The sequence below is a fragment of the Roseomonas acroporae genome (genome assembly GCF_023223525.1).
Taxonomy (GTDB): Bacteria; Pseudomonadota; Alphaproteobacteria; order Acetobacterales; family Acetobacteraceae; genus Roseomonas_E; species Roseomonas_E acroporae.
This window is the reverse complement of the sequence record NZ_JALPRX010000034.1, coordinates 69,613-83,158: the sequence shown is the minus strand read 5'-3', so window position 1 is coordinate 83,158 and position 13,546 is coordinate 69,613. Positions and strand designations below refer to the sequence as shown.

15 protein-coding genes are annotated in these 13,546 nt (G+C 72.1%); 8 read left to right on the top strand and 7 right to left on the bottom strand.

Features of this window, described 5'->3' with window-relative positions; translation table 11 throughout:
- Positions 1-5 precede the first annotated feature (5 nt).
- The 8 genes from M0638_RS09110 to M0638_RS09075 all read left to right on the top strand — a co-directional run bounded on the left by M0638_RS09110 (position 6) and on the right by M0638_RS09075 (position 7,218).
- Positions 6-1,004, top strand: coding sequence for a PDR/VanB family oxidoreductase (locus M0638_RS09110; RefSeq protein ID WP_248666663.1), 999 nt, complete (start codon positions 6-8; stop codon positions 1,002-1,004).
- A 20-nt stretch (positions 1,005-1,024) separates the two neighbouring features.
- The gene (locus M0638_RS09105; protein ID WP_248666662.1) at positions 1,025-1,369 is read left to right on the top strand and encodes a hypothetical protein; all 345 of its coding nucleotides are present in this window, start codon (positions 1,025-1,027) and stop codon (positions 1,367-1,369) included.
- Entirely contained in the window at positions 1,366-1,593 is a 228-nt protein-coding gene (locus tag M0638_RS09100) for a recombinase-like helix-turn-helix domain-containing protein (protein ID WP_248666661.1), read from the top strand. Before M0638_RS09105 ends, M0638_RS09100 begins: the two co-directional genes overlap by 4 nt.
- 4 nt (positions 1,594-1,597) lie before the next feature.
- On the top strand, positions 1,598-2,683 hold the full coding sequence (locus tag M0638_RS09095) for an aromatic ring-hydroxylating oxygenase subunit alpha (protein WP_248666660.1): 1,086 nt from the start codon (positions 1,598-1,600) through the stop codon (positions 2,681-2,683).
- The gene (locus tag M0638_RS09090) at positions 2,680-3,081 is read left to right on the top strand and encodes a RidA family protein (RefSeq protein ID WP_248666659.1); all 402 of its coding nucleotides are present in this window, start codon (positions 2,680-2,682) and stop codon (positions 3,079-3,081) included. The genes M0638_RS09095 and M0638_RS09090 overlap by 4 nt, the downstream gene beginning before the upstream one ends.
- Positions 3,082-3,294: 213 nt before the next feature.
- Positions 3,295-4,299, top strand: a complete 1,005-nt coding sequence (locus tag M0638_RS09085; RefSeq protein ID WP_248666658.1) for a Bug family tripartite tricarboxylate transporter substrate binding protein — start codon at positions 3,295-3,297, stop codon at positions 4,297-4,299.
- Between the two features lie 235 nt (positions 4,300-4,534).
- Complete coding sequence (locus tag M0638_RS09080; protein WP_248666657.1) at positions 4,535-5,533, top strand: hydroxyacid dehydrogenase; 999 nt, start codon at positions 4,535-4,537, stop codon at positions 5,531-5,533.
- A gap of 164 nt (positions 5,534-5,697) precedes the next feature.
- The gene (locus tag M0638_RS09075; protein ID WP_248666656.1) at positions 5,698-7,218 is read left to right on the top strand and encodes an MATE family efflux transporter; all 1,521 of its coding nucleotides are present in this window, start codon (positions 5,698-5,700) and stop codon (positions 7,216-7,218) included.
- A gap of 31 nt (positions 7,219-7,249) precedes the next feature.
- Here M0638_RS09075 and M0638_RS09070 read toward each other — a convergent pair whose 3' ends face one another.
- The 7 genes from M0638_RS09070 to sufB form a co-directional block, all read right to left on the bottom strand.
- Entirely contained in the window at positions 7,250-7,621 is a 372-nt protein-coding gene (locus M0638_RS09070) for a HesB/IscA family protein (protein WP_248666655.1), read from the bottom strand.
- A gap of 23 nt (positions 7,622-7,644) precedes the next feature.
- A complete protein-coding gene (locus M0638_RS09065; protein ID WP_248666654.1) occupies positions 7,645-8,040 on the bottom strand; it encodes an SUF system Fe-S cluster assembly protein in 396 nt (131 codons plus the stop codon).
- The gene (gene sufU, locus M0638_RS09060) at positions 8,033-8,509 is read right to left on the bottom strand and encodes a Fe-S cluster assembly sulfur transfer protein SufU (protein WP_248666653.1); all 477 of its coding nucleotides are present in this window, start codon (positions 8,507-8,509) and stop codon (positions 8,033-8,035) included. The genes M0638_RS09065 and sufU overlap by 8 nt, the downstream gene beginning before the upstream one ends.
- Positions 8,510-8,597: 88 nt before the next feature.
- Entirely contained in the window at positions 8,598-9,851 is a 1,254-nt protein-coding gene (locus M0638_RS09055) for an aminotransferase class V-fold PLP-dependent enzyme (RefSeq protein ID WP_248666652.1), read from the bottom strand.
- The gene (gene sufD, locus M0638_RS09050; RefSeq protein ID WP_248666651.1) at positions 9,851-11,167 is read right to left on the bottom strand and encodes a Fe-S cluster assembly protein SufD; all 1,317 of its coding nucleotides are present in this window, start codon (positions 11,165-11,167) and stop codon (positions 9,851-9,853) included. Before sufD ends, M0638_RS09055 begins: the two co-directional genes overlap by 1 nt.
- 19 nt (positions 11,168-11,186) lie before the next feature.
- A complete protein-coding gene (gene sufC / locus M0638_RS09045; protein WP_248666650.1) occupies positions 11,187-11,930 on the bottom strand; it encodes a Fe-S cluster assembly ATPase SufC in 744 nt (247 codons plus the stop codon).
- Positions 11,931-12,057: 127 nt separating this feature from the next.
- Positions 12,058-13,539, bottom strand: coding sequence for a Fe-S cluster assembly protein SufB (gene sufB, locus M0638_RS09040; protein ID WP_248666649.1), 1,482 nt, complete (start codon positions 13,537-13,539; stop codon positions 12,058-12,060).
- Positions 13,540-13,546: the final 7 nt, after the last annotated feature.

Sequence of the window (13,546 nt, the reverse complement as noted above, 5' to 3'; positions counted from 1 at the left end):
ACGCCATGCTGAACGAGACCGACATGCCGGCGACGCCCGAGACCGACGCGGACGAGGCCGCCGCCCCCGCCTTCCTGACGCTGCGCCTGCGCCGCATCACCTGGGAGGCGCCGGGCGTGCTCTCGCTCGACTTCGTCTCCCCGGACGGCGCCGCGCTGCCCGCCTTCGCCCCCGGCGCGCATGTGGACCTGCACCTGCCGGGCGGCGACATCCGCCAGTACTCGCTCTGCGGCGACCCGTCCGACCGCGCCACCTACCGCGTCGGCGTGCGCGAGGTGGAGGGCGGCCGCGTCTCGCGTATCATCCATCGCGAGCTGCGCCCGGGCATGCTGCTGAAGGTCGGCACGCCGCGCAACAACTTCCCGCTGATCGCCTCGCCGCACTACCTGTTCGTGGCCGGCGGCATCGGCGTCACGCCGCTGCTGCCGATGATGCGGGAGGCGACGCGCAACGGTGCGCGCTGGTCGCTGCTGTTCTGCACGAAGCGCGTCGAGGACGCGCCCTTCCTCGACGAGGCGCTGGCGCTCGGCGGCGAGGTCTCGCTGCATTCCTCCGAGGCCGGCACGCGGCTCGACGTGGAGGCGCGCCTGGCCGACGCCCCGGCCGACACGGTGCTCTACTGCTGCGGCCCCGAGAAGCTGATGACGGCGGTGGAGCAGGCGACCGCCCACTGGCCCGAGGGCACGGTGCGCTTCGAGTGGTTCACCGCCCGCGCCCGCCCCGAGGGCGAGGTGTCGGAGGGCTTCGAGCTGGTCTGCGCCGCTTCCGGCACGACGCTGTTCGTGCCGCCGGAGAAGAGCGTGCTCGACGTGCTGAACGAGAACGGCATCGACGTGCCACGCTCCTGCGAGCAGGGCGTGTGCGGAACCTGCGAGTGCCGCATCATCGAGGGCGAGGTCGATCACCGCGACAGCATCCTCTCGGCCTCCGAGCAGGCGGCCAACCAGAGCATGATGACCTGCGTCTCGCGCGCGAAGGGATCGCGCCTCGTCCTCGACGTCTGAGAAGAAGAAGGGATCGCGCCGTGCCGGAGACGGAAGAAGAAGAGAAGATCCTGCTGACGATCTTCCTCAAGCATGACCAGGGCCAGAACATCGACCAGATCCAGGGCAGGCTCGCCGAGCGCGCCTGGTGGGAGCGCTTCCCGCCCGCCGGCTGCGAGATCGTGAGCTGGACCGTCGCGATGGGCCTCGGCCAGATCGTGACGCTGCGTCTGCCCCCGCGTCTGCTCAACGTCGTCAACATCGAGATCGAGCGCAGCGCCTGGGGCGTGTTCGCGACCGAGTTCTTCCCCACCTACGACTTCGTCCCCGTGCGCGAGCGCCTCGCGCGCGAGTGGAAGGCCAAGCGGCAGGAGCAGCAGGCATGAGCACCTACCAATTCCCCGCGCTGGAAGTGCACCAGACCCGGGACCACGAGCCCACGGAATGGGAGTACTCCCTGGCCGACGCGCTGGAGAGCATCTTCGCCCGCGGCGCCAAGGAGCTGCCGCAGGTGATCGAGGGGCTCAACAATTCCCGCGTCCGCCCGCCGCATGGCGGCGCCTGGACCGAGCAGAACTTCACCGCCCTGATGCAAGAGCTGGGAGCCTGATCCGATGAGCGCGACCACCCTGCAGCGCCCCGCCGCCGGCACCGCCCCGGCGAAGCCCGCCGCCCCGACCGAGCAGGAGGTGCAGGCCTATCTGCGCCTCGGCCTGCGCAACCGCTGGTGGCCGATCCTGCCCTCGCGCTACGTCGAGGCAGGCGGCAAGCCGCTCGGCATCAAGCGCCTCGGCGACCCGCTGGTGCTCTGGCGCGACGTGGACGGCCAGATCCACGTGCAGATCGACCGCTGCCCGCACCGCGCCGTGCCGCTCTCGCGCGGCCAGAACGAGGGCACGAGCATCCGCTGCAACTACCACGGCGTCGAGGTCGGGCCGGACGGCACGGTGCTCTCCGTCCCCGGCCAGCCGGGCTGCCCGCTGGAGGGCAAGAAGGCGGTCAAGACCTACCCGGCGCGCGAGATCGCCGGCGCCATCTTCGTCTGGTTCGGCGACGCGCTGCACCCGGAGCCCGCGCCCTTCACCCCGCCGCCGCAGCTCGTCTCCGAGGAGTGGAGCCGCTTCCTCTGCTACGCGGACTGGGAGATGTTCTGGCGCTACTCCTACGACAACATCATGGACCCGATGCACGGGACCTTCCTGCACGCCAACTCGCACACCATGTACCAGGGCGAGACCGAGGCGAAGTTCGTCACGCGCGACACGCCCACCGGCTTCATCTTCGAGAAGGAAGGCCAGCGCGACGTCAATTTCGACTGGAGCGAGCTGGTCGACGACGGTGCCCTGTACGGCCGGCTGGAGATCCCCTATCCGGCCTCCGCCGGCCCGGGCGGCAATTTCGCCATCATCGGCTTCTCGACGCCGATCGACGAGGACACCAACGCCAGCTTCTTCTGGCGCTGCCGCAGGACGACCGGCTGGCAGCGCGACACCTGGCGCTTCCTCTACAAGACCCGCATCGAGGCGCGCCACTGGGCGGTGCTGGAGCAGGACCGGCAGATGCTCGCCAACTGCAAGCCGGGGCTGGAGAAGTTCGAGATGCTCTACCAGCACGATGCCGGGCTGATCCGCCTGCGCCGCTACCTGGCGCAGCAGGCGCGCCTGCAGCTCACCGCGCTGCGCGAGGCGGGCAAGGCGTGATCCGGCCGACGGGGATCAGGAAGGTCACGACGGCGGCGGTGCCGGAGCCGCCGCCGGGCCTGTTCTCCAACTGCCTCGTGGCCGGCGGCTTCATCCACGTCTCCGGCCAGCATGCCGGCACGCCCACGGGCGCGATCGGCGGCGACAGCGTGGAGGCGCAGACGCGCGAGGCGTTGCGCCGCGTCCTCGCGCTGATCGAGGCGGCGGGTGGCCGTGCGTCGGACGTGGTGAAGCTCACCGTGTTCCTGACGGACATGTCGCGGCGCGCCGAGGTCGGCACGGCACGGCGCGAGGTGTTCGCCGAGCCCTTCCCGTGCTCCACCCTCGTCGGGGTCGAGGCGCTGGTGTCGCCCGATCTTCTCGTGGAGATCGACGCGCTGGTGCTGGCGCCGGCCTGAAGGCAGAAAGCGCCAGGGGGCGAAGCCCCCCTGGGACCCCCCTTTTCGTTTTCGGTCTCGCCCTTTCCGCCGGCGAGGCCCAAAAGCCAGCGGAGGTCCAGGAACCTGAGGTTCCTGGCGGATGGGGGCCGGGGAAGGCAGCGCCTTCCCCGGGCCTCTCAGCGTCCCGGATGCCGGAAGCACAGCCACCACCCTGACAGGGATCACCGCACCATGCCCGCACCGGGCCCGCTCACCCGCCGCGCCGCGCTCGCCTTCCTTGCCGCGCTGCCCGCGCTGCGCCGCGCCGTCGCGCAGCCGGCGGCCGACCTCGCCCCCGCCTTTCCGCGCCAGCCGCTGACGCTGGTCGCCCCCTTCACGCCCGGCGGCCCGATCGACGTGCTGGCGCGCGTGCTGGCGCAGGGGTTGCAGGTCCGCACCGGCCAGCCGGCGGCGGTGGACAACCGCACGGGCGGCGCCGGCAACATCGGCATCGACGCGGTGCGCCGCGCGCCGGCGGACGGCACCACCATGCTGGTGATCCCGGCCGGCAACCTGACCATCAACCCGACCCTGCTGCGCAACCTGCCCTTCGTGGTGGAGCGGGACTTCGCGCCGGTCTCGATGCTTGCCACCACGCCGAACCTGATCGTCTGCGCGCCGGACTTCCCCGCGCGCAACGTGGCGGAGCTGGTCGCGCTGGCCAAGGCGCAGCCGGACCGGCTGTCCTACGGCTCGCCCGGCGTCGGCAGCCAGCTTCACCTCGCCATGGAGCTGTTCAAGGAGAAGACCGGCACGGAGATCGCGCACGTGCCGTATCGCGGCACCACCCAGGCGCTGAGCGACCTGCTGGGCGGGCAGATCCAGCTTCTCGCCAGCAACCTGCCGGTGGTGCTGCCGGCGGTGCGGGACGGCCAGCTCCGCGCCCTGGCGATGACCACGGCGCAACGCTCGCCGCGCCTGCCGGACGTGCCGACCCTGGCGGAAGCCGGCGTGCCGGGGATCGACGTCACCTCCTGGTACGGGCTGCTGGTGCCGCGCGCCGTGCCGGCGCCGGTGGTGCAGGCGATCTACGAGGAGTGCGCGAAGGTGCTGCGCCAGCCGGAGATGCGGGAGAAGATGACGGCGCAGGGCCTCGACGTGGTGTGCGAGCCGCCCGACGTCTTCGCCGAGCGGCTGCGCCGCGAGACGGCGCTCTGGGCCGGCGTGATCCGCGAGCGCCACATCACCGTGGATTGACGCCGCCTAGAGCCGATCCAGCCTGACTGTATCAGGCCGGAACGGCTCTAGCCTTTTGATTTTTCGCATTTTCCGAGCCGCTGAGCGAGGACGCTCAGCTTGAAAATGCTCCAGGCCCTCCGGCCGCGGTCCGACTGGCCACGGGTGCCGGCGGGCCGTCCCCCGGCTTCCGGCCGGGGCCGGGCGGGGCGATACTCCCCGGATGCGGCCGGCGCGACCGGCCGGGGAGGAACGCATGCCAGAGACCGAAGCGCGTCCGAATTCCACGCGCGTCCTGATCGTCGAGACGCTGGGCGAGGCGGGGCTGCGCCTGTTCCGCCAGCGTCCCGACATCGAGGTGGTGCGCTACAGACCCACCATCGCCGCGCCGGAATTCCGCGCCCTGCTGGCCGGCGCCGTGGGCGTCGCGCTCGGCCCGAACACGCGCTTCGCCGATCCGGAGCTGGACGCGGCGCCGGGGATGAAGGTGGTGGCGCGGCTCGGCGTCGGCTTCGACGCGGTGGACGTGCCGGCGCTGACCGCGCGCCGCGTGCCGCTGATGGTGGTGGGCATCGCCAACGCCACCAGCGTCGCCGAGCAGGCCTTCTACATGATGATCGAGATCGCCAAGCGCGGCGCGGAGCTGGACCGGCGCGTGAAGCAGGGCCTGTGGCACGACCGCAAGGGGCCGCTGCCGCGCGAGCTGGCCGGGCACACCGTGCTGGTGGTGGGCTTCGGCCGCATCGGCACGCGCCTCGCGCCGCGCTGCCGCGCCTTCGGCATGCGGGTGCTGGTGCACGACCCCTACGTGTCGCCCGAGGCGATCCGCGAGGCCGGCTACGAGCCCGCCCCCGACCTCGACGCCGCGCTGGCCGAGGCCGACCATGTCAGCCTGCACTGCCCGCGCAACCGCGAGACGGAGGGGATGTTCGACGCGGCGCGCCTCGCGCGCATGAAGCCCGGCGCGGTGCTGGTCAACACGGCGCGCGGCGGCATCGTGGACGAGGCGGCGCTGCACGACGCGCTGGTTTCCGGCCATCTCGCCGGTGCCGGCATCGACGTGTTCGTGGAGGAGCCGGCGAAGGCCGGCCATCCGCTGATGGCGCTGCCCAACGTGGTGCTGTCGCCGCACATGGCCGGCGTCACCGAGGAATCGATGGCGGCGATGGCGGCCGCCACGGCGCGCAACATCCTGGGCGTGCTGGACGGCGCGCCGAACCGCGACAACGCGGTCAACCCCGAGGTGCTGGGCTGAGGTGCCAGGCCGAGCCGCCGCGCCGCGCCGCCGCGCCGCGCCACCGGGCCGGCGTGCCCGAAGGCGCGGCGACGTCCGGACGGCCGGGCCTGCGCCGGCTTCCGTCCTGCCGCTCCGGTCCCCCTGCTCGGCCCCCCTACCGGCCCCTGGAGGCCTGATCCCGCTTGGCCCTTTCCCCCGACTCTCCGCGCTTCGTCAGCGGCTCGATCATGCGGCACGTCGCCGTCATGGCGAGCACGGGCGCGGTCGGGCTGGTCGCCGTGTTCGCGGTGGACCTGCTCAACCTGCTCTACATCTCGCGGCTGGGGCACCAGCCCGTGGCGGCGGCGGTGGGCTTCGCCGGGACGGTGGGGTTCTTCCCGATTTCGGTGGCGATCGGGCTGACCATCGGCGTCGGCACCGCCGTCGGCGTGCTCATCGGCGCCGGGCGGATGGAGGCGGCGCGCCGGCTCGCCACCGCCGGTCTCGCCCTGGTCGGGCTGCTGACCGCGCTGGTGGCGGCGGCGATGCTGGCCTGCCTCGGCCCGGTGCTGGACCTGCTCGGCGCGGCCGGGGAGACGCGGGCGCTGGCGGCGCTGTTCCTCACCATCACGGCGGTCTCGATCCCCTGCCTCGCGGTGGGCATGACCATGGCGGCGCTGCTGCGCGCCATCGGCGACGCGCGCGGCTCGATGCACGTCACCCTCGCCGCGGCCGTCGCGGCGGCGGTGCTGGACCCGATCCTGATCTTCGGGCTGGGGCTGGGGCTGACCGGCGCCGCGATCAGCACCGTGCTCTCGCGCGCCTTCCTCACCTGGGTCGGCTGGCGCCTGGCGCGGCGGCACGGGCTGCTCGGGCGTTTCGAGGCGGCCGCCTTCCTGGTGGATGCACGGGCGATCCTCGCCGTCTCCGGTCCGGCGGTGCTGTCCAACCTCGCCACGCCGATCGGCGCCGCCTTCGTCACCGGCAGCATGGCGCGCTTCGGCCCGGCCGCCGTGGCCGGGCAGGCGACGATCGACCGCATCACCCCGGTCGCCTTCGGGCTGGTCTACGCGCTGACCGGCGCGGTGGGGCCGATCCTGGCGCAGAACCGCGGCGCGGGGCGGCTGGACCGGGTGCGCCGCGCGCTGCGCGACAGCATGCTGTTCGTGCTGCTGGCCGTCTCCGTGGCGTGGCTGGCGCTGTGGCTGGGGCAGGACGCGCTGGCCGCCGCCTTCTCGGCGCAGGGGACGGCGGCGGAGATCCTGCACCTGTTCTGCAACTGGACGGCAGGCAGCTTCGTCTTCGTCGGGCTGCTCTTCGTGGCCAACGCCGCGTTCAACAACCTGGGCCGGCCGCTCTACTCCACTGCCTTCAACTGGGGGCGGGCGACGCTGGGGACGATCCCGCTGGTGGCGATCGGCGCCGGCTACGGCCCGTCGGGGGTGGTGATCGGGCAGGCGCTGGGCTCGGTGCTGTTCGGGCTGGCGGCGGCCGCGATGGCCTTCGCCGTGGTGGGGCGGCTGGAGCGGCAGGCCGGCAGCGAGGCGGCGGCGGCCGAGCCGGCGGCGCCGGTCGCCACGCCGACCGGCACGGTGGCGGCGCCCGCCTCGCCGGCAGGCACCCGGCCCGATGGGAGAGGGGCCGATGGGAAAGGGCCGGATGGGGAAGAGCCCGGTCGGGAAGGAGCCGGGAAGCCGGCCGCCGCCGGCGGGATCCACTCGTAGGCCCACCCGGCCGCGCGGGCGGGCGGCGGGATCAGACGCTGAAGCTCTCGCCGCAGCCGCAGCGGGCCTTCTCGTTCGGGTTCACGAAGGTGAAGCCCGCCGACATGGCCTTCTGCTCGTAGTCCATGGTGGTGCCGATCAGGAACAGCGTCGCCTTGCGGTCCACCAGCACGGTGACGCCCTTGTCGGTCACCGCCTCGTCGCCCGGACCCGGCTCGTCCGCCCAGGTCAGGTCGTAGGACATGCCGGAACAGCCGCGCGTGCGGACGCCGATGCGCAGAAGCCTGCCGTGCTGGCCCTTCTCGTAGAGCGCGCGCAGCCGCTCGGCCGCCGCATCGCTGAGCTGCATCAGCGGCGGCAGGGCGCGCTTCGGGCGGGGGGACGCGGTGGTGCTCGTGCTCATGGCTGCCTGGATGTCGTTCTCGGTCAGAACATGTTCAAGGCGAGGCGGGCATCCTCGCTCATGCGGCTCTGGTCCCAGGGCGGGTCCCAGACCACCTCGACTGCGACGTCGGAGACGCCGGGGACGCGGCGGACCTGCTCCTCCACCTGCGCTGGCAGCTCCTGCGCCGAGGGGCAGGAGGGGGCGGTCAGGGTCATCTCGACCTTGACCCTGCCGTCATCCTCGATCTCGACCGCGTAGACGAGGCCGAGCTCGTAGATGTTGACCGGGATCTCGGGGTCGTAGACCTCGCTGATCGCGTCGATCACCGCCGTCTCCGAGACGCGCGGGCGGGTCTCGCCCTCCGGTGTCCAGGCGGCGTGCGGCGCGCCGGTGCCCGTTGCGGTGACGGCCGGGGCCGTTGCCTGCGGATCACTCACTGCTGGCCTCCTTGACGTCCCCCGGCCCGCCGTCCAGCGCCGCGTTCAGCGTGTGCCAGGCGAGCGTCGCGCACTTCACGCGGCTCGGGAATTCCGAGACGCCGCCGAGCACCTGGAGGCGCTCCATGTCCTCGGCGATCGCCTCGCCGCATTCCGGGCAGGTGCCGGTGGTGGCGAGGGCGCGGAAATGCTCGCCCAGCGACCGTGCCTCGGCCGGCGACTTGCCCTTCACCGTCTCCGTCATCAGCGAGGCGGAGGCCATGGAGATGGCGCAGCCGCGCCCCTGGAAGGCGGCATCGGCGATGCCGCCTTCCGGCGAGAGCTTGAGGAACAGCTCCATCCGGTCGCCGCACATCGGGTTGTCGCCGCGCGCGGTGCGGTCGGCATCCTCCAGCCGGTGGAAATTCCGCGGCTTGCGGCCGTGGTCGAGGATGACCTCCTGGTAGAGGTCGCGAAGGTCGTCGAACATCACCTGTCTCCGGGCGACGGTGCCGGCGGCGCGCTGCCGGCGGCCCGCGCCCTGCCTGGGCAGCATATGGTGCGGCGCACGACGCGATTCACGCGAAGAACTTCCGCGCCTCGACCAGCGCGTCGGCGAGGTGGTCGATCTCCCCCTGCGTCGTGTACAGGCCGAAGGAGGCACGACAGGTGCCGCCTTCCTGGCCGAAGCAGGCGTGCAGCGGCTCGGCGCAGTGCCGGCCGGAGCGTACCGCGATGCCGGCGCGGTCGAGCAGCGTGGCGAGGTCGTGCGGATGGGCGTTGTCCAGCACGAAGGAGAACACGCCGCCCCGGTCCTGCGCCCGGCCGAGCAGGGTCAGCCCCTCGATCGCGTCCAGCCGCCGCGTCGCGTGCTCCACCAGGGCGCGTTCGTGCGCCTCGATCGCGGGCATGCCGATGGCGGTCACGTAGTCGATGGCGGCATGCAGCCCGGTCGCCTCGACGATGGGCGGGGTGCCTGCCTCGAACTTCGCCGGCACCGGCGCCGGCTCGAACCCGTCCGCGTACACCGCCGAGATCATGTCGCCGCCGCCGAGGAAGGGCGGCATGCGGTCCAGCAGCTCCAGCCGCGCCCAGAGCACGCCGATGCCGGTCGGGCCGTACAGCTTGTGGCCGGTGAAGACGTAGAAGTCGGCGTCCAGCGCCTGCACGTCCACGGCGCGGTGGACGGCGGCCTGGGAGCCGTCGAACAGCACCTTCGCCCCCGCCTCGTGCGCCATGCGGGCGATCCGCGCCGCCGGGGTGACGGTGCCGAGCACGTTGGACATGTGCGTGACCGCGACCAGGCCCACCTTGCCGTCGGCGAGCTTGGCCGCGAGGTCGTCGAGGTCCAGCTCGCCCGACGGCGTCACGCGGCAGAGGCGGAACTCGATGCCCGTGTCGTTGCGCAGCATCTGCCAGGGCACGAAATTGGCGTGGTGCTCCATCTCGGAGACCAGCACCGCCTGGCCGGGCTTCAGCACGCCGCGCCCGTAGCTGTGCGCGACGAGGTTGATCGCGCCGGTCGAGCTCTGCGTGAAGACGATCTCGCGCGGGTCGCGCGCGTTGAGGAAGCGGGCCACGGCGGCGCGCGCCGCCTCGTAGGCGGCGGTCGCCGCCTCCGAGAGATGGTAGGCGCCACGGTGGACGTTGGCGTAGGCGGTCTCCATCTGCCGCACCATCGCCTCGATCACCGCGCGCGGCTTCTGGGCCGAGGCGCCGCTGTCGAGGAAGACGAGCGGCCTGCCGCGCACCGTCTGCCGCAGGATCGGGAAATCCTGCCGGATGCGCGCGACGTCGAGGGGCGCCGTTCCCGCCGCCAGGGCACCGTCCATCACGCCGCCTCCCTGTCCTCGGCCTGCCACCATGCCTGCAGGGTGCGGTCCAGCGCGGCCTGGATGGCGGGGTCCTCCACCGCCTCCACCGCCTCCTGCAGGAAGGCGCGCACCAGCATGCGCCGTGCCGCCTCGGCCGGGATGCCGCGGGCGCGCAGGTAGAAGAGCTGGTCCGCGTCCAGCGCGCCCACCGTGGCGCCGTGGCTGCACTTCACGTCGTCGGCGTAGATCTCCAGCTGCGGCTTGCTGTCGACCTCCGCCTCGGGGCTGAGCAGCAGCGCCTGGTTCATCTGGTAGCCGTCGGTGCGCTGGGCGATCTGGTGGACGTGGATCTTGCCCTGGAACACGCCGCGCGACCGGCCGGCCAGCACCGTCTTGTAGGTCTGGCGCGAGGGGCAGTCGGGGGCGGCATGGTCGATCACGGTGGTGGTGTCGGCATGCTGGCCGTCGGCGAGGAGCTGCGCACCGTTCAGGTGGCAGGCCGCCTTCGGGCCCTGCAGCGCGGTATGGATCTCGTTGCGCACCAGCCGGCCGCCGGCGTTCAGCACGAAGCTGTCATAGGTGCCGCCGCCGGCCACCGCCGCGTAGACGGTGGAGAGGTTGAAGGCCGCGCGCGATTCCGTCTGGAGCCGCGCATGGTTCAGCCGGCCGCCCTCGGCGACCTCGATCTCGAACACCGGCGCCTGGAGGTAGCGCGCGCCTTCCGGGCCGGTGGTGGTCTCGATCAGCGTCAGGCTGGCGCCGTCCTCGATGCGGATCAGGTGGCGCGGGTGCAGGGCCGTGGGCCGCTCGCCGCCGCTGGCCATCGAGACCAGCTCCAGCACGCCGCCCGCGACGCCCGGCGGCACGCGCACCACCAGACCGTCCTCGAACAGCATGGCGTTGAGCGCCGCCAGCGGCTGCTCCGAGGGCTGCGCGAGGCGGCCCAGCGCGCCGTCCAGGCGCGGCAGCGCCTCGGCCACGCTGCCCACCCGGTAGGGCAGGTCGTCCAGCGCGGAGAGGTCGGCGCGGAAGCGGCCATCCACGAAGACGGCGCGGGCGGCGCCGCCCTGCGAGGGCGGCAGCGCGGCATCGTCGTCCACGCTCGAGAGCGGCTCGGCGAAGCCCAGCGCCAGCAGCGGGGCGAGGTCGGTGTACTTCCACGCCTCGTCGCGTCGCGTCGGGAAGCCCTTGGCGCGGAAGCTTTCGGCCGCGCGCTCGCGCAGCGCCGCCACCCAGGGAAGGCGGGCGCCGGGCAGGCGCTGGCGCAGCCCCTCGTAGCGGTGCAGGAAGGAATCGGCCCCGAGCGGGGCGCCGGTCAGGGCGGTGGGCGACATCTCGTTCACGCCGTTCCCGTCAGGCCGCGAGGTCGCCGGCATAGCCGGAGGCTTCCAGCTCCTCGGCCAGCTCCGGCCCGCCCGAGCGGACGATGCGGCCCTTGACCAGCACGTGCACGCGGTCCGGCACGATGTAGTTCAGCAGCCGCTGGTAGTGGGTGATGACGAGAGCCGAGAATCCCGGTCCGCGCAGCGCGTTGACGCCGTCCGCCACGATGCGCAGCGCGTCGATGTCGAGGCCGCTGTCGGTCTCGTCCAGGATGGCGAGCTTCGGCTGCAGCAGGGCCATCTGCAGCACCTCGTTGCGCTTCTTCTCGCCGCCGGAGAAGCCGACGTTGACGCCGCGCTTGAGCATGTCCTCGGGCATGGACAGGTCCTTCATCCGCGCCCGCGCCAGCTTGAGGAACTGCATCGCGTCCAGCTCCAGCTCGCCGCGCACCCGGCGCTGCGCGTTGAGCGCGGTGCGCAGGAAATTCGCGTTGCCCACGCCGGGCAGCTCCACCGGGTACTGGAAGGCCAGGAACAGGCCGAGCGCCGCGCGCTCCTCCGGCTCCATCGCCAGCAGATCCTTGCCGTCGAACTCGGCCGAGCCGCCCGTCACCTCGTAGCCCTCGCGCCCGGCCAGCACGTAGGAGAGGGTGGACTTGCCGGAGCCGTTCGGCCCCATGATGGCGTGCACCTCGCCCGGGCGGATCTCGAGGTCGATGCCGCGCAGGATCTGCTTGCCGTCGATCTCGGCGGTGAGGTTGCGGATGTCGAGCATGGTCTTCTCGTTGTCCCTTTGCCGGCTGCGCCGGGGGTCCCTGTTCCGGCGCCGCCGGGGAGGCGCCCGCCCGGCCATGCCGGGCGCGTCGCGCGTCGGGGACGGGCGGTGCCGCCCCCGTGGATTCTCAGCCGACCGAGCCCTCGAGGCTGATCTGCAGCAGCTTCTGCGCCTCCACGGCGAACTCCATCGGCAGCTCCTTCAGCACCTCGCGGCAGAAGCCGTTGACGATCAGCCCGACCGCCTCCTCCTGGGTGAGGCCGCGCTGGCGGCAGTAGAAGAGCTGGTCCTCGGCGATGCGGCTGGTGGTCGCCTCGTGCTCCACCTTCGCCGTCATGTTGCGGTTCTCGATGTAGGGCACGGTGTGCGCCCCGCACTGGTCGCCGATCAGCAGGCTGTCGCACTGGGTGAAGTTGCGCGCGCCGGACGCCTTGGGCCCGATCCGCACCAGGCCGCGATAGGTGTTCTGCCCGCGCCCGGCCGAGATGCCCTTGGAGACGATGGTGGACTTCGTCCGCGCGCCGAGATGGATCATCTTGGTGCCGGTATCGGCCTGCTGGCGGTTGTTGGTGATGGCGACGGAGTAGAACTCGCCCACCGAGTCCTCGCCCTGCAGGATGCAGGACGGATACTTCCAGGTGATGGCCGAGCCCGTCTCCACCTGCGTCCAGCTCACCTTGGAGCGGGCGCCGCGGCAGGCCGCGCGCTTGGTGACGAAGTTGTAGATGCCGCCACGGCCCTCGGCGTCGCCGGGGTACCAGTTCTGCACCGTGCTGTACTTGATGGTGGCGTCTTCCAGCGCCACCAGCTCGACCACCGCCGCGTGGAGCTGGTTCTCGTCGCGCATCGGCGCCGTGCAGCCCTCCAGGTAGGAGACCTGGCTGCGCTCGTCGGCGATGATCAGCGTGCGCTCGAACTGGCCGGTGCTCTTCGCGTTGATGCGGAAGTAGGTGGAGAGCTCCATCGGGCAGCGCACGCCCTTCGGGATGTAGACGAAGGAGCCGTCCGTGAACACGGCGCTGTTCAGTGCGGCGAAGTAGTTGTCCGACTGCGGCACCACCGTGCCGAGGTAGCGCTGCACCAGCTCCGGGTGGTTCTGCACCGCCTCGGAGATCGGGCAGAAGATGATGCCCTCCTTCTCCAGCCGGTCCTTGAAGGTGGTGGCGACGGAGACGCTGTCGAACACCGCGTCCACCGCGATGGCGGGCGATTCGCCGGCGCCCTCGACGCCGGCCAGCACCGCCTGCTCCTTCAGCGGGATGCCGAGCTTCTCGTAGGTGCGCAGCAGCTCCGGATCGACCTCGTCGAGCGACTTCGGCGCCACCTTCTGCTTCGGCGCGGCGTAGTAGTAGGCGTCCTGGTAGTCGATGGGCGGGAAGCTCACCATCGCCCAGCGCGGCTCCTCCATCGCCTGCCACGCGGCGAAGGCGCGCAGGCGCCAGTCGAGCAGCCATTGCGGCTCGTTCTTCTTCGCCGAGATGAAGCGGACGATGTCCTCGTTCAGCCCCTTCGGGGCCATGTCCATCTCGATGTCGGTCGAGAAGCCCCACTTGTACTGGCTCTCGGTGACGGACTGGACGGTGTCGATCGTCTCGGTGACGGCGGGCATGGATCGT